The sequence below is a fragment of the Tsukamurella ocularis genome (assembly GCF_965138335.1).
In the GTDB taxonomy this organism is placed as follows: Bacteria; Actinomycetota; Actinomycetes; order Mycobacteriales; family Mycobacteriaceae; genus Tsukamurella; species Tsukamurella ocularis_A.
On sequence record NZ_CBCSDV010000013.1, the window covers coordinates 1 to 13,281 of the forward strand.

Annotated in this window: 17 protein-coding genes; 5 read left to right on the forward strand and 12 right to left on the reverse strand. The window is 69.8% G+C overall.

What is annotated here, in order from left to right; genetic code table 11:
• From ACNAYW_RS13060 to ACNAYW_RS13070, 3 genes are all read right to left on the reverse strand, one after another.
• A partial coding sequence (locus ACNAYW_RS13060) for a DUF5685 family protein (protein WP_415850127.1) occupies positions 1–340 on the reverse strand: 340 nt, incomplete at its 3' end.
• Positions 341–353: 13 nt separating this feature from the next.
• Positions 354–896 (reverse strand): Imm51 family immunity protein, encoded by a 543-nt coding sequence (locus ACNAYW_RS13065; RefSeq protein WP_415850128.1) that lies wholly within the window; start codon positions 894–896, stop codon positions 354–356.
• A gap of 10 nt (positions 897–906) precedes the next feature.
• Complete coding sequence (locus tag ACNAYW_RS13070; protein ID WP_415850129.1) at positions 907–1,650, reverse strand: YggS family pyridoxal phosphate-dependent enzyme; 744 nt, start codon at positions 1,648–1,650, stop codon at positions 907–909.
• Positions 1,651–1,713: 63 nt separating this feature from the next.
• On the opposite strand from ACNAYW_RS13070, the gene ACNAYW_RS13075 reads away from it, so the two are divergent.
• A complete protein-coding gene (locus ACNAYW_RS13075) occupies positions 1,714–1,956 on the forward strand; it encodes a hypothetical protein (protein ID WP_068521248.1) in 243 nt (80 codons plus the stop codon).
• Between the two features lie 12 nt (positions 1,957–1,968).
• Here the strand turns inward: ACNAYW_RS13075 and dnaG are convergent, their stop codons facing one another.
• Positions 1,969–3,900: a DNA primase gene (dnaG, locus tag ACNAYW_RS13080; protein WP_415850130.1), complete on the reverse strand. Its 1,932-nt coding sequence runs from the start codon at positions 3,898–3,900 to the stop codon at positions 1,969–1,971.
• A gap of 136 nt (positions 3,901–4,036) precedes the next feature.
• Here dnaG and ACNAYW_RS13085 point away from each other — a divergent pair, with 136 nt between their 5' ends.
• A complete protein-coding gene (locus ACNAYW_RS13085) occupies positions 4,037–4,966 on the forward strand; it encodes a hypothetical protein (protein ID WP_415850131.1) in 930 nt (309 codons plus the stop codon).
• Between the two features lie 6 nt (positions 4,967–4,972).
• Here ACNAYW_RS13085 and ACNAYW_RS13090 read toward each other — a convergent pair whose 3' ends face one another.
• Both ACNAYW_RS13090 and ACNAYW_RS13095 read right to left on the reverse strand, forming a co-directional pair.
• On the reverse strand, positions 4,973–6,310 hold the full coding sequence (locus ACNAYW_RS13090; RefSeq protein WP_415850132.1) for a deoxyguanosinetriphosphate triphosphohydrolase: 1,338 nt from the start codon (positions 6,308–6,310) through the stop codon (positions 4,973–4,975).
• Positions 6,311–6,763 (reverse strand): cold-shock protein, encoded by a 453-nt coding sequence (locus ACNAYW_RS13095; RefSeq protein WP_415850133.1) that lies wholly within the window; start codon positions 6,761–6,763, stop codon positions 6,311–6,313.
• A gap of 84 nt (positions 6,764–6,847) precedes the next feature.
• Here ACNAYW_RS13095 and ACNAYW_RS13100 point away from each other — a divergent pair, with 84 nt between their 5' ends.
• Positions 6,848–7,258 (forward strand): lipoprotein LpqH, encoded by a 411-nt coding sequence (locus ACNAYW_RS13100; protein WP_415850134.1) that lies wholly within the window; start codon positions 6,848–6,850, stop codon positions 7,256–7,258.
• A 74-nt stretch (positions 7,259–7,332) separates the two neighbouring features.
• Here ACNAYW_RS13100 and ACNAYW_RS13105 read toward each other — a convergent pair whose 3' ends face one another.
• Positions 7,333–8,736, reverse strand: coding sequence for a glycine--tRNA ligase (locus ACNAYW_RS13105; protein WP_415850135.1), 1,404 nt, complete (start codon positions 8,734–8,736; stop codon positions 7,333–7,335).
• A gap of 127 nt (positions 8,737–8,863) precedes the next feature.
• Between ACNAYW_RS13105 and ACNAYW_RS13110 the strand changes: the two genes are divergently transcribed.
• Together ACNAYW_RS13110 and ACNAYW_RS13115 are read left to right on the forward strand one after the other, a co-directional pair.
• Positions 8,864–9,265, forward strand: coding sequence for an ArsR/SmtB family transcription factor (locus tag ACNAYW_RS13110; RefSeq protein WP_415850136.1), 402 nt, complete (start codon positions 8,864–8,866; stop codon positions 9,263–9,265).
• Positions 9,265–9,678 carry a Fur family transcriptional regulator gene (locus ACNAYW_RS13115; protein ID WP_146486589.1) on the forward strand — a complete coding sequence of 138 codons (414 nt, stop codon included), beginning with the start codon at positions 9,265–9,267 and terminating at the stop codon, positions 9,676–9,678. The genes ACNAYW_RS13110 and ACNAYW_RS13115 overlap by 1 nt, the downstream gene beginning before the upstream one ends.
• 10 nt (positions 9,679–9,688) lie before the next feature.
• Here the strand turns inward: ACNAYW_RS13115 and ACNAYW_RS13120 are convergent, their stop codons facing one another.
• The 5 genes from ACNAYW_RS13120 to ACNAYW_RS13140 all read right to left on the reverse strand — a co-directional run bounded on the left by ACNAYW_RS13120 (position 9,689) and on the right by ACNAYW_RS13140 (position 13,151).
• Entirely contained in the window at positions 9,689–10,297 is a 609-nt protein-coding gene (locus tag ACNAYW_RS13120) for a TetR/AcrR family transcriptional regulator (protein WP_415850137.1), read from the reverse strand.
• Complete coding sequence (locus tag ACNAYW_RS13125) at positions 10,294–11,478, reverse strand: NAD(P)/FAD-dependent oxidoreductase (RefSeq protein ID WP_415850138.1); 1,185 nt, start codon at positions 11,476–11,478, stop codon at positions 10,294–10,296. The genes ACNAYW_RS13120 and ACNAYW_RS13125 overlap by 4 nt, the downstream gene beginning before the upstream one ends.
• Positions 11,475–11,663 (reverse strand): rubredoxin, encoded by a 189-nt coding sequence (locus tag ACNAYW_RS13130; protein ID WP_068521261.1) that lies wholly within the window; start codon positions 11,661–11,663, stop codon positions 11,475–11,477. The genes ACNAYW_RS13125 and ACNAYW_RS13130 overlap by 4 nt, the downstream gene beginning before the upstream one ends.
• A gap of 67 nt (positions 11,664–11,730) precedes the next feature.
• A complete protein-coding gene (locus ACNAYW_RS13135; protein ID WP_415850139.1) occupies positions 11,731–11,892 on the reverse strand; it encodes a rubredoxin in 162 nt (53 codons plus the stop codon).
• Positions 11,889–13,151 (reverse strand): alkane 1-monooxygenase, encoded by a 1,263-nt coding sequence (locus ACNAYW_RS13140; RefSeq protein WP_415850140.1) that lies wholly within the window; start codon positions 13,149–13,151, stop codon positions 11,889–11,891. Before ACNAYW_RS13140 ends, ACNAYW_RS13135 begins: the two co-directional genes overlap by 4 nt.
• Positions 13,152–13,281: the final 130 nt, after the last annotated feature.

Consider the following 13,281-nt stretch of genomic DNA (forward strand, 5'->3'; position numbering starts at 1 on the left):
GCCCCGCCTCGCGCTCGGCCGCACGGTCGCCGACCTTCGCGGCCGCCAGCGTCAGCGCCGCCGTGGCCCCCAGCCTGACGCCGAGCTCCGCCGGCGCGATCACCTCGGCGCGCCGCATCCCGCGCAGCGCGCAGGGGCCCGCGGTGCGGGTGGCGGCCGGCCGGGGCTGCTGCGCCTCGACGAGCGCGGAGAGGAGCGCGGCGTCGGTGTCGGTGCACACCCGCGCGGACTGCCCGGCGGTGTCGCGGAGCGTCAGGCACAGGCCGCACAGGTGGGCGCGCCACCGCTGCCGGACCTCGGGATCGAGATGCGCCGAGCACGACCGCACGAGACCGAGCACGATCCCTCCCCGGTCAGTCGTCGAAGACGAAGCCGTCGGCCTCCGCGGCCGCCACCACCTCGCGCAGCCGCGCGGGATCGTTCACGATCCGGGCCATCTCCGAGCCGAGGATCACCAGGGTCTCCTTGTCGCTCCGCGCGCTGAACATGCCCGCCTCGCTGTCGAACCGGATTCCCGTGCGCATCTGCTCCGGCAGGATCCGTTCGGCGACTCCCTGCCAGAAGTAGCCGTTCGGCTCGTGGCCGAGCGCGGCGACGGCATCGTCGGACGGGGTGCCGCCGGCCACCAGGATCAGCGAGTGCTCGCCCGGCGCGGTCTCGGCCAACTGGAGCGGCGCGATCCCGCCCGCGCGCCCGCCGCCGCGCTTCTCGATCACCCTGCGCACGCCCCGCCACACCGCGAGCACGGCGACGGAGCCGAGCAGGATCGCCGGGTACTTCAGCCACGGATCGAGCGGTTCGAGCAGCCAGAAGAGCAGCCCCAGCGCGACGACGACCGCCAGGAGCTCGGCGATGTCGGCGGCGGTGAACTGGCGGTCCTCGTCGTCGGTCAGCACAGGGGGAAGATTACTGCCCCTCGGGCCAGTAGTGACTGTCGGGCAGCGCGCGCGAGCCGAAGATCGCCTGGCCGACGCGGACGCACGTCGAGCCCTCCTCGACGGCGACCTCGTAGTCGCCCGACATGCCCATCGACAGCTCCACCGCCTCGGGCCAGTCCTGCACGGCCCGGTCCCGGACGTCGCGCAGCCGCCGGAAGCAGGCGCGCACCCGCTCCTCGTCGGACGAGAACTCGGCGAGCGTCATGAATCCCCGCACCCGGAGCGAGGTGAAGGCGGGCAGCTCGGTGAGGAAGGCGGGCACCTCGGCCGGCGGCAGTCCGTACTTCTGCTCCTCGGCCGACGTGTTCACCTGCACGTAGACGTCCAGCCCCCGGCCCAGCGCCTGCAGCCGGCGGTCGAGCGCCTCCGCGACGCGCACGCTGTCGAGGGCCTGGAACTCCGCGGCGACGGCGGCGACGTCCTTGGCCTTGTTGGTCTGCAGATGCCCGATGACGGCCCAGGAGACGTCGAGATCGGCCATCTCCGCGCTCTTGCGCTTGGCCTCCTGCACCTTGTTCTCCCCGAGCTCGCGGCAGCCCGCGGCGACGGCGAGCCGCAGCCGTTCCTGGGGCACCGTCTTGCTGACGGGGAGCAGGCGTACGTCCGACGGTGACCGCCCCGCCCGGGCCGCCGCGGCATCGATGCGGCGCATCACCTCGGCGATGTTGGCCTCGAACTCTGCGGTGGTCTGCGCGGGCGGGTACGAGCTCATGGATCGAGCCTATCGGCCGGGGACCGCCCGCCGGAGCGGGCCCGCGGCCGGTACAGTGGCGGCATGATGCGACTGGTTATCGCCGCAGGCGCCGGCTACGTGCTGGGCACCAAGGCCGGACGCCGCCGGTACGAGCAGATCAACCGCACCGCGAAGGCCATCGCCACCAGCCCGGCGACGAAGAAGGCCGTGGAGATCGGCCGCCGCAAGCTCGCCGAGCAGCTCAATCCCGATCCGAAGATGCGCACCATGCGCGAGATCGACGCGCAGACGGTGATCTACTCCCCCAAGACCGATCTGGACTGATGCGTCGGCGCGTCAGAACGCCGAATCACCCACGGCCATCTTGAGCAGACTCTGGCGGTAGCTCTCGAGCGCCACGAGATCGCCGAACAGGCGGTTGTAGTCACCGTCGGAATTGGGCGACATGCGGCGCAGCTTCGACTTCAGGTCGGCGACCTGCGCTCCGACCCAGACCTCCTGCAGCCGCGCCATCACCGACTCGACGTACCGCGGCGACGGATCCCCCGCGACCTGCATCGGCTCGACCGCGAGCTCGGTGACCAGCGGCTCCAGCACGGGACCGTCGACGTGGCGCACCACGGTGTCGACCCACTCCGGGCCGCCGAGACCGGCCGCGATGCCACCCGCCGCCTCGATCGCCAGCCGCACCTGGCGGTAGGCGGGGTCGGTGAACATGTCGTCGGAGAGCGCGTCGAAGACCATGCCCGCCAGCGACGGCACCTGCAGCGCGGCCTTGAGGACCTCGCGCTGCACCCACAGCACCGGGTCGGCCGGGTTGGGGCGCTGGGGCCCCGCCGGCGTCGGCGGGGGCACGGGAGCGGCCGCCGCGGGCTCGCGGAACCGGTTGGTCGACGGTGCCGGTGCGCCCGGCCCGGGACGCCCCTCGCCGCGGCGGATCCGCGCGGACTCCTCGCGCACGCGGCGCAACACCTGCGTCACGTCCTCCCAGCCGACCCAGCCGGCGAGCTGCCGGGCGTATTCGTCCCGCAGCGCCATGTCCTTGATCCGGGCGACCACGGGCACCGACCGGCGCAGGGCGTGCACGCGCCCCTCGGCGGTATCGAGGTCGAACTCGGTGATCAGCGTCTTCACCGCGAACTCGAACATGGGGACGCGCTGAGCGATGAGGTCGCGCACGGCCTCGTCGCCGTGCTTCTGCCGCAGTTCACAGGGGTCCATACCGTCGGGCGCGACGGCGACGAAGGTCTGGCCGGCGATCTTCTGGTCGCCGTCGAAGGCCTTCATCGCGGCGGCCCGCCCGGCATCGTCGCCGTCGAAGGTGTAGATCACCTCGCCGCGGAAGTAGCTGTCGTCCATCATGAGCCGCCGGACCAGCGAGACGTGCTCCTCGCCGAACGCGGTGCCGCACGACGCGACGGCGGTCTCGACGCCCGCCGCGTGCATGGCCATGACGTCGGTGTAACCCTCGACGACCACCACCTGGTGCCCCTTGGCGATGTGCTTCTTCGCGTGGTCGAGACCGAACAGCACCTGCGACTTCTTGTAGAGCATGGTCTCGTTGGTGTTCATGTACTTGCCGAGGTTGTCGTCGTCGAACAGCTTGCGGGCGCCGAAGCCGATCACGTCGCCGCCGAGGTTCTTGATGGGCCACAGCAACCGCCGGTGGAAGCGGTCGATCGGCCCCCGCTGCCCGGGCTTGGTGAGGCCGGCGGCCTCCAGCTCCTTGACGTCGAAGCCCTGCCGCAGCAGCGCCTTCGTCATCGTGTCCCACCCCGACGGGGCGTAGCCGCAGCCGTAGAAGGCCGCGTCCTCCTCCGTGAACTCCCGGTCGGTGAGGTACTTCCGAGCGATCTCCGCCTCGGGGGTGCGCAACTGCTCGGCGTAGAACTTCTGCGCGGCGGCGTTGGCGGCCACGAGCCGCATGCGGGTGCCGCGGTCCTGCTTCGGCCCTGGGCCGCCGCCCTCGTAGGTGATCTGGATGCCCACCTTGTCGGCGAGCTGCTCGACGGCCTCCACGAAGGGCACGTGCTCGATCTTCTGCAGGAACGAGATGACGTCGCCGCCCTCGCCGCAGCCGAAGCAGTGGAAGAAGCCCTGGGTGGGGCGCACGTGGAAGCTGGGGGTCTTCTCGTCGTGGAACGGGCACAGGCCCTTCATCGACCCCACGCCAGCGGGCCGCAGGGCAACGTACTCGCCGACGACGTCCTCGATGCGCGCACGGTCGCGGATCGCCGCGATGTCACGCTCCGGGATTCTGCCGACCACGGGTTCGAGTCTACGTTGCGTGGTGCACGCGCCGCACAACGCGGAGCGTTGCAGTCACTCAGAACGCGAAGGCTCCTCACACGCATCCTTCCGGAAACTCGTGGAACCCGAGCAGGTCGGATGCCACACTACTTGGATGAGCGAGCGGGAGATGTACGTCGCATGCGTCTGCTTCCGCGCAGGCCTCACCTCTGAGCCTCCGATCCCGCGCGAACTTCTCGACCATGACGCTTACGGCAACGTCAAGCGGAAAGTCGACCGGAATCCCGAGGATTCCCCCGGAGATCTGTGGGAATGGCGCGAAACCGCGTGCACACACCCGGACATGAGATTCTCGCAGTGCCTCTGGTACAAGTGGGGCGCGGTCGAACGTGAATCCACGATCGCCCTGCCGAAGAAGCAGCACCCAACTCTTCGGCGAATCCTGACCCGCCGAGCGGCCGAGTCTGCTGCAACCGTCCATATTTCGTACGGCGAGGCCAGGACCGCGCTCGCCGAGATGGAGAATCTCCTCGCCGGCCTTCCACCGATCCAGACCCGAGTCTTGATCGCCCCCGACGGACGGGCGTCCGCACCTCTCGACGGTATGGGCACAGACGAAGTGGGCGTTTTCAAGCGAATCGGTAGCCATTCGTATCCCGACGGAAAGATCTCCGGTGTGCTCGAACTCGGTATTGAGAACGATCATTTCGTGGTGCGCGACTACGGAACCTCCGGCTATGAAGCGATCAGAAGCCGAACTCTTCGAATCGAGCAGGACACCCACGCACCGGCTCTTGAAATCGGACGGACCCGCCTCTACCGAACCTTCTTCATCCCCGAAGACGGACACTATCCGACGTGGTGCTGGGCCCCCGCGTATTCGTTCTTCCCGTACAACCACAGCCTCGATCGCCGGAAGCCCTACGTCCCAGACATTCTGAGAATCGAGCGCAGGACGGTCCCGTACTTGGCAACAGACTCGACTCTGGATGACCTCAGATCGTTGCTCGCCGCATCTGTCTCCACCGGGAACCCCGTCGTGACCTACTACAACGGATCAAGCCTCGGATTCGAACAACCGTAGACGCACTCAGTACTCGAGTGCCGGAGCGGCTAGGACCACCTCGTCGAGCCGCTCGAGACGCGTCTCGGTCATCGACGCGATCTGGTCGACGACCACGCGCAGGCGCACGGCGTCGGAGTCGGCGGCCAGGTAGGCCGGGGAGTAGAGCGGATCGATGTTCGACGGTGACGCGCCCATCAGGTAGTCGGCCACGCGAAGGATCCGGTCGCGCTGACCCTGTTGGATGGCCAGGTGCAGCTGATTCGAGTAGATGTACTGCAGCGCCATCGTTTTCAGCAGGATCACCTCGGCGCGGACGGACGGGGGCACCTCGACGTCCGCCTCGTAGCGGCACACCGGCTCGTTGCCCGTGGCGGCGCGGGTCGCGTCGATCGCGGCGGAGGCGAAGCGCCCCACCAGCTCGCTGGTCATGCGCTTGAGCGCCACCGAGGTGGCGAGGCCCCCGTCGTACTTCGCGGCCGCGGCGACCACCTCGAAGGAGGCGAGCCGGGCGCCCGCCTCCTCCAGTTCGGCCGCCTCGGCGCCGCGGAAGCTGCTCGCGCCGAAGCCGGAGAGGCTGCGCACCTCCGCGGGCGACGAGAGCGCGCGCAGGTCGAGGCGGCCCGACAGCACGCCGTCCTCGACGTCGTGCACGGAGTAGGCGACGTCGTCGGACCAGTCCATGACCTGCGATTCGAGGCACTGGCGGGTGCCGTGCGGCCCGTCCTCGCCGCCGCGCATCCACTCCAGGACGTGCGCGTCGTCGTCGTAGACGCCGAACTTGCCGCCGGGCTCGCGGCGCAGCCACGGGTACTTGGTGGCGGCGTCGAGGGCCGCGCGGGTGAGATTGAGGCCCACGGACTCCCCCGCGGCGTTCAGCACCTTGGGTTCGAGCCGGGTGAGGATCCGCAGGTTCTGCGCATTGCCCTCGAAGCCGCCGATGTTCCGGGCGACCTCGTCGAGTGCCCGCTCGCCGTTGTGCCCGTACGGCGGGTGCCCGATGTCGTGGGCGAGGCCCGCGAGGTCCACCAGGTCCGGGTCGCAGCCGATGCCGAGGGCGATACCGCGGCCGATCTGGCTGACCTCGAGCGAGTGGGTGAGCCGGGTGCGCGGCGTATCACCCTCGCGCGGGCCCACGACCTGCGTCTTATCGGCGAGACGGCGCAGCGCGGCACTGTGCAGCACCCGCGCCCGGTCCCGCGCGAACGCGGAGCTGTGCCCCTCCCAGCGCAGGGCCTCCCACTGCGGGCCCGAGAACAGCGTGGGCTCCGTATCCGCCTCGAGGCCGGCCGTCTTCGGAGGTTCGGCGACGAGGCGTTCGACGTCGGCCGGCTGATAGGCGGCCGGCCCGGGCAGCAGCGGCACCTACTCGGTGACCCAGCCGCGCGCGAAGGCGAAATCGGCGATCCGCTGGCGGATCTCGATGATCTGGCCGGCGGTCAGATCGTTCGAGGAGTCGAGCAGGAGCTCGGTGAGCTCGTCGACGAAGGACTGCATGTCGAGCGCACCGGCGACGGGCCGCGGGGCGGCGTCGCGACGCGGCGCGTGGTCGCGGCGATCGCCCCGACCGTCGCGCTGGTCCCGGTTGTCGCGCCGGGGCGCGGCGGCGGGCGCACCGCCGACGACGGCGACGTTCACGGCCTTGAGCCCCTTGTCGCCCTTCTCCACCTCGAAGGTCACGGCGGTCCCGGGCCGCAGCGCCGACTCGTCGAAGTCGATGTCGTTCACGTGGAGGAAGACGTCCTCGCCCCCCGCGTCCGGCGCGAGGAAGCCGAAGCCGCGCTGCGTGTCGAAATGGACCACCTTGCCGTTCGTCATACGTCGAGTATCCCATAGTGGGACGGTGCGACCCGGTTGGTGCGGCGCGTCGGACCTGCCGCGATCCCCCGGTACGGTGATCGCATGAAGAAAGCGGCAGTCGCCCTCGCGGGCTGCACCCTGGTGGCGCTCGCGGCGTGCACCTCCCCCAACACCGACTCCAGCACCGTGGTCGAGATCGACGGCAAGGCCGAGACCGCGGCCGAATACGTCAACGCCGGGTGTTCGCGCAACGGAGACGGCATCACGGTCGGCTCGGGCAGCGTGCAGACCGCCCGCGGCGTCGGCGCCATGCTCACCGAGGGCAACCCGCCCACGGTGAACAGCCTGTTCATCGCCACCGGCGGGAACGTGATGACGGTGCTGAACACGCCCGTCGGGAAGGTCGGCTCGGCGAGGGCCTCGAAGGCCGGCAACCGGTACACGATCACCGGCGAGGCCCGCGCCGCGGACCTGAGCACCAAGAAGTTCCGCGTCGAGATCACCTGCGGCTAGCCGTCCCGGAACGTCCGAGGCCGCCCACCCCGCGCGGGGTGGGCGGCCTCGGTCGTTCGGTTCTCGGCTCGGCGTCAGCAGCCGGCGAGGCGCGCGGCCAGGTACTGCTGGATCTCCGCGAGCGGCACCCGCTCCTGCTCCATCGTGTCGCGTTCGCGCACGGTCACGGACTCGTCCTCGAGCGTGTCGAAGTCGACGGTGACGCAGAACGGCGTGCCGATCTCGTCCTGGCGGCGGTAGCGCTTGCCGATGCCCTGGGCGTCGTCGAAGTCGACGTTCCAGAACTGGCGCAGCTGCGCGGACAGCTCGCGGGCCTTGGGCGAGAGCTTCTCGTCGCGGGAGAGTGGCAGGACGGCGACCTTGACCGGGGCGAGGCGCCGGTCGAGCTTGAGCACCACGCGGGTGTCGGTGCCGCCGTTGGCCTTCGGCACCTCCTCCTCGGTGTAGGCGTCCACCAGGAAGGCCATGAGCGAGCGGGTGAGGCCCGCCGCGGGCTCGATGACGTACGGCGTGTAGCGCTCGCCCGACTGCTGGTCGAAGTACTCGAGCGACTCGCCCGAGTGCTCCGTGTGCGTGCTGAGGTCGAAGTCGGTGCGGTTGGCGATGCCCTCGAGCTCGCCCCATTCGCTGCCCGCGAACTCGAAGCGGTACTCGATGTCGACGGTGCCCTTCGAGTAGTGGCTCAGCTTCTCCTGCGGGTGCGTGAACAGGCGCAGGTTCTCCGGATCGATACCCAGGTCCGTGTACCACTTCAGGCGGTAGTCGATCCAGTACTGGTGCCACTGATCGTCGTCGCCCGGCTTGACGAAGAACTCCATCTCCATCTGCTCGAACTCGCGGGTCCGGAAGATGAAGTTGCCGGGCGTGATCTCGTTGCGGAAGCTCTTGCCGATCTGGCCGATGCCGAACGGCGGCTTCTTGCGCGCCGTGGTCATCACGTTCTTGAAGTTCACGAAGATGCCCTGCGCGGTCTCGGGCCGCAGGTAGTGCAGCCCCTCCTCCGACTCGATCGGGCCGAGGTACGTCTTGAGCATCATGTTGAAGTCGCGGGGCTCGGTCCACTGCCCCTTGGTGCCGCAGTCGGGGCAGACGATCTCCGTCATCGGCACGTCGTCCGGGTCGATCTCCTCACCCTTGGCGGCGCGCTTCTCGGCGTACGCCTCCTGCAGGTGGTCCTGACGGTGCCGCTTGTGGCAGTTCAGGCACTCGACCAGCGGATCGTTGAACACCGAGACGTGGCCGGAGGCCACCCACACCTGACGGGGCAGGATGATGGCGCTGTCGAGGCCCACCACGTCGTCGCGCGAGGTGATCATGTTGCGCCACCACTGCTTCTTGATGTTCTCCTTGAGCTCCACGCCCAGCGGGCCGTAGTCCCAGGCCGACTTCGTTCCGCCGTAGATCTCACCCGACTGGAAGACCAGTCCCCTGCGCTTGCACAGGTTGGCGACGGTATCGACTTTGGTTGCTTTGGCCACGGCGCGCTTCATCTCCGACGGGTTGTGAGACCAGAAAAACGTACGCACCGACTCTACCGTTCGCGCCCCGGCCCGCGGCGCGATGGGACGCCTCCCGCCCGGCGGCTTGACGTGGCCGATCCCGCATATGAAAATGATTGTTGATAAGAGGAGGCGTCCCATTCCCACCGACATCGTCCCGACCGCGCTCGTCGCCGACTGCCCCGTCGACCCCGAGGCCCCGCCGCGCACCCAGCCCGATCCCGAGGTGCTCACCGCCACGGGCGACCTGCTGCGCGCCCTGGCCGCGCCGGTGCGGATCTCCATCGTGCTCGAGCTCATGCACTCCGAGCTGTGCGTGCACCAGCTGGTCGACGCCCTCGGCGTGACCCAGCCCCTCGTCAGCCAGCACCTGCGCGTGCTCAAGTCGGCCGGCGTCGTGCGCGGCGAGCGCAACGGCCGCGAGATCGTCTACCGCCTGGTCGACGATCACCTCGCGCACATCGTGGTCGATGCGGTCGCGCACGCCACCGAGCGGCCGGGAGCCTGATGGTGACGACCCACGCCGCCAAGGGCACGGGTGTTCGCGCAACGAAACAGCGCGGCGCCATCACGCAGGCGCTGCAGTCGGTCTCGGAGTTCAAATCGGCCCAGGAACTGCACGAGCAACTGCGCGCGGACGGCGAGTCGATCGGGCTGACCACCGTGTACCGGAATCTGCAGGCGATGGCGGACGCGGGCGCCGTGGACACCCTGCGGACGGACAGCGGCGAGGCCCTGTTCCGGCTGTGCTCCGACGAGCACCATCACCATCTGGTCTGCCGCGAGTGCGGGCGCACCGTCGAGGTGACCGACCGGGCCGTCGAGGCGTGGTCCGCGCGGACCGCCGCCGCGCACGGCTTCACCGACGTGACGCACACGCTGGAGATCTTCGGTCGCTGCGCCGACTGCCCACGCCCCTGACGGACGGGGCTCAGGCGCGGACGGCCTGGGTGAGGAAGGGCGAGAGCACCGCGGAGACCTCGCGCGCCGCCTCCTCGGGGCCCTCGATCGGCATCGTGAGGTGGCTGAACGCGAGCCGCACGAGGACGGCGGCGGCGACCTGCGCATCCGCCCGGCGGACCTGCGCCCAGCTCATCGCGAGGATCTCCGCGAGCCCCTCGGAAGCGCGCTGCATGATCGGCGTGCCGTCGATCGTCACGATCCCCATGAGGTCGCGGTGGGGGTTCGGTCCCACGATGTTGATGACCACGGGGTCGCCCATACCGATCTGGAAGACGCCGCGCATGGCGTCCTCGACCGCCGCATCGATCTCGCCGGGGTTGGCGTCGATCCGCTCCTGTACGTAGGCGAGCAGGCCGTCGACGAATCGGGTGACGTAGGCGACGGCCATGCCCTTGCGGGAGCCGAACTCGTTGTAGAGGGTCTGCCGGCTGACGCCCGCCTCGCGGGCGACGGCGGCCATCGTGACCGCCGACCACTCCCGCCCGCTGAGGACGCCGCTGACCGCGTCGAGCGCCTGATCCCGCACCGATTGCTTGGGCGCGGCATCAGCGGCATCGCGCCCGACGAGGACGGTCATCGCGCGACCGCCGCCGCGATCTGCTCGGACAGCTCGCCGCGGACCGCCCGCAGCTCCTTGGGCCGGCCCATCGCCACGGCACCCGCGAGTGCACCGTCGCGCCGGCACCGCGCGAAGAAGGGCTCACCGTTCGCAGTGTCCATGGCGCCGTCCACCTCCAGCTCGTCGTCCGCCGCGGGCCACCCCGCGAACTGCAGCACCGCCCCGAACTGGTTCGACCATCCCCACGGGACCGTGGGGGCGGGCGCACCGCCGAGGAGCACCTGCGCGACCGCCGTGCCCTGGTCCTGTGCCGCCGACCAGTTCTCGGCGCGGTACGTCCCCCCGTCCAGCGGGTTGGGCACCCGTGCGCAGTCGCCGACGGCGTAGACGCCCTCGGCGGACGTGCGGTACTGCTCGTCCACCAGGATACCGTCGTCCACCCGCAGGGCCAGGCGCTCGGCGAGCCCGGTGTCTGCGCTCGAGCCCACCGCGACCACGAGGAGGTCGGCGACGAGGGCGGCGCCACCGGGGAGGGCGACGGAGACCTGGTCGGGGTCGACGGTGATCGCGCCGGGGCGGACGCCGAGGAGCAGGTCCACGCCGGCGTCGCGCTGCAGGCCGGCGAGGCGCTCGCCGATCGACGGCGGCACGACGCGGGCGAGCGGCAGTGCCGCGGGTTCGACGACGGTGACGGTCGCGCCCAGCTTCGCCGCGGCCGAGGCCACCTCGGATCCGATGAGCCCCGCGCCGAGGACGATCACACTGCCGGCGCGGCCCAGCTCGTCGCGCAGGGCGGTGGCGTCGGCGAAGTCCCGCAGGTACCGCACACGGGGCGCCGGCGGCAGGCCGGGCAGCTCCCGCGCCGCGCCGCCGGTCGCCAGGACCAGCGAGCCGTAGGTGAGTGCGGCACCGTCGGACAGGTCCAGCGTGCGGGCGGCCGTGTCCCCGCCCGTCACGGCGACCCCGGTGCGGACCGCGACCCCGATGTCCTCCCAGTGCGTCGCCGGCTTGAGGAGCGCCTTCTCGACGGGCATCCCCGTCAGGAGCACGTCCTTCGACAGCGTGGGCCGCCGGTACGGGAGGTGCTGGTCACGCCCGACGAGGGTCACGGCCCCGTCGAATCCGCCGGTCCGCAGCGCCAGGGCCGCGGTGGCGCCCGCGACGCCCGTGCCGACGATCACCACGCTGTCGGTGCTCATGCCCGGGACACCTCGACCATCTCGAAATCGGCCTTGGCGGCGCCGCAGTCGGGGCACGACCAGTCGTCCGGGATGTCGTCCCAGCGGGTGCCGGGCTCGATGCCGTCCTCGGGCCAGCCCTCGGCCTCGTCGTACTCGAAGCCGCACTGGAGGCAGCGGAACAGCTTGAAGGGGGCGTCACTCATGATCGGTTCCTTTCACGTCGGGTGGTCTCGTCGGGTGGAGGGCTCGGCGAGGTGGGGGTTCGGCGCGTCAGACCGGTTCGAAGTCGATCTTGTCGCGGACCCCGCAGTCGGGGCAGTTCCAGTCGTCGGGGATGGAGTCCCAGGTGGTGCCGGCGGGCCACCCCTCGCGGGGGGCGCCGACGGCCTCGTCGTAGACGTAGTCGCACACGGGGCACTGATAGGAGCTCATGCGGCGGCCTGCTCTCCGGTCGCGGTGGCGCCGTACTTGGCGAGCACCTTGTCGCGGACGCGGGGATGGATGTTGACCTTGGTGATGTCACCGTCATAGTGGTCGAGGACGCGCTGGTCCATGATCCTGCGCCACACGGGCGGGAAGTACGTGACGCCGATCAGCGTGGCGTAGCCCTGGGGCAGCGACGGGGCCTCCTCGAAGGACCGGAGCGTCTGGTACCGGCGCGTGGGGTTCGCGTGATGGTCGCTGTGGCGCTGCAGGTGGTACAGGAACACGTTGGTGATGATGCGGTCCGAGTTCCAGGAGTGCTTCGGGGCGCAGCGCTCGTAGCGCCCGGAGGCGGTCTTCTGCCGCAGCAGGCCGTAGTGCTCGAGGTAGTTCACGGACTCCAGCAGGCTGAACCCGTACACGCCCTGGATGATCAGGAACGGCAGGACGTACCAGCCGAAGACCGCGGTCAGCGCGCCGTACAGCACGACCGTCATGATCCAGGCGTTGAGCACGTCGTTCTTCAGCGTCCACGGGCTCTTGCCGAGCCGCTCGAGGCGCGTCTTCTCCAGGCTCCACGAGGACTTCAGGCTGCCCCAGACGCTGCGCGGCAGGAACTCCCAGAAGGTCTCGCCGAAGCGGCCGCTGGCCGGGTCCTCCGGGGTGGCGACGCGAACGTGGTGGCCGCGGTTGTGCTCGATGAAGAAGTGGCCGTACATGGCGGGCGCGAGGGTGAGCTTGGCGATCCAACGCTCGTTCTCGGGCTTCTTGTGGCCCAGCTCGTGGCCGGTGTTGATACCGATGCCGGTGACCACGCCCAGGCTGAGGGTCACGCCGATCTGGCTGATCAGGCCGAGCCCGCCGCCGTCGGAGTAGACGCCGCCCAGCCAGGTGAGGTCATCGGCGGTGAGGAAGTAGCACATCGCGATCAGCGAGGCGAGGTGGCAGGGCAGGAAGATGTAGGTCAGCCAGCGGTAGTACTTGGACTCCTCGAGGGCCTCCATCACCTCCTCCGGCGGGTTCTCGCCGTCGTCGCCGGCCTTGATGTCGACGATCGGGAGGATCACGTACAGCAGCAGCGGCCCGATCCACCACAGCACCGGCGCGAGGTACATGAGCGGCGTGTGGCCGATGCCGAGCAGCACCATGAGCCCCACCGCGAAGAACAGGGCGGTGGGAACGAACAGCCCCCACAGCCAGAGTCGCTTCTTGTGGTCGGTCCAGACGGCTTCCTTGCCGTCCGCATCGATGTAAGCCAGGCCCTTCACGGTGCCCTCCTTAATCCGTTCGCCCCGACGGGGCTGTGACTGAGGTCATATGCTCTGCACTCAGTATTTGACACCTTTGGATGATTTGTCAAGCAACCACTGGACATATTCCGTCGTGGTGTAAACCCGC

Excerpts from the sequence above, each read along its gene's own strand:
- ACNAYW_RS13100 (WP_415850134.1), top strand. The coding sequence starts at position 6,848 with ATGAAGAAAGCGGCAGTCGCCCTCGCGGGCTGCACCCTGGTGGCGCTC.
- ACNAYW_RS13110 (WP_415850136.1), top strand. The coding sequence starts at position 8,864 with ATGAAAATGATTGTTGATAAGAGGAGGCGTCCCATTCCCACCGACATC.
- ACNAYW_RS13120 (WP_415850137.1), bottom strand. The coding sequence starts at position 10,297 with ATGACCGTCCTCGTCGGGCGCGATGCCGCTGATGCCGCGCCCAAGCAA.
- ACNAYW_RS13130 (WP_068521261.1), bottom strand. The coding sequence starts at position 11,663 with ATGAGTGACGCCCCCTTCAAGCTGTTCCGCTGCCTCCAGTGCGGCTTC.
- ACNAYW_RS13125 (WP_415850138.1), bottom strand. The coding sequence starts at position 11,478 with ATGAGCACCGACAGCGTGGTGATCGTCGGCACGGGCGTCGCGGGCGCC.
- ACNAYW_RS13075 (WP_068521248.1), top strand. The coding sequence starts at position 1,714 with ATGATGCGACTGGTTATCGCCGCAGGCGCCGGCTACGTGCTGGGCACC.
- ACNAYW_RS13115 (WP_146486589.1), top strand. The coding sequence starts at position 9,265 with ATGGTGACGACCCACGCCGCCAAGGGCACGGGTGTTCGCGCAACGAAA.
- ACNAYW_RS13070 (WP_415850129.1), bottom strand. The coding sequence starts at position 1,650 with ATGAGCTCGTACCCGCCCGCGCAGACCACCGCAGAGTTCGAGGCCAAC.
- ACNAYW_RS13085 (WP_415850131.1), top strand. The coding sequence starts at position 4,037 with ATGAGCGAGCGGGAGATGTACGTCGCATGCGTCTGCTTCCGCGCAGGC.
- ACNAYW_RS13095 (WP_415850133.1), bottom strand. The coding sequence starts at position 6,763 with ATGACGAACGGCAAGGTGGTCCATTTCGACACGCAGCGCGGCTTCGGC.
- ACNAYW_RS13135 (WP_415850139.1), bottom strand. The coding sequence starts at position 11,892 with ATGAGCTCCTATCAGTGCCCCGTGTGCGACTACGTCTACGACGAGGCC.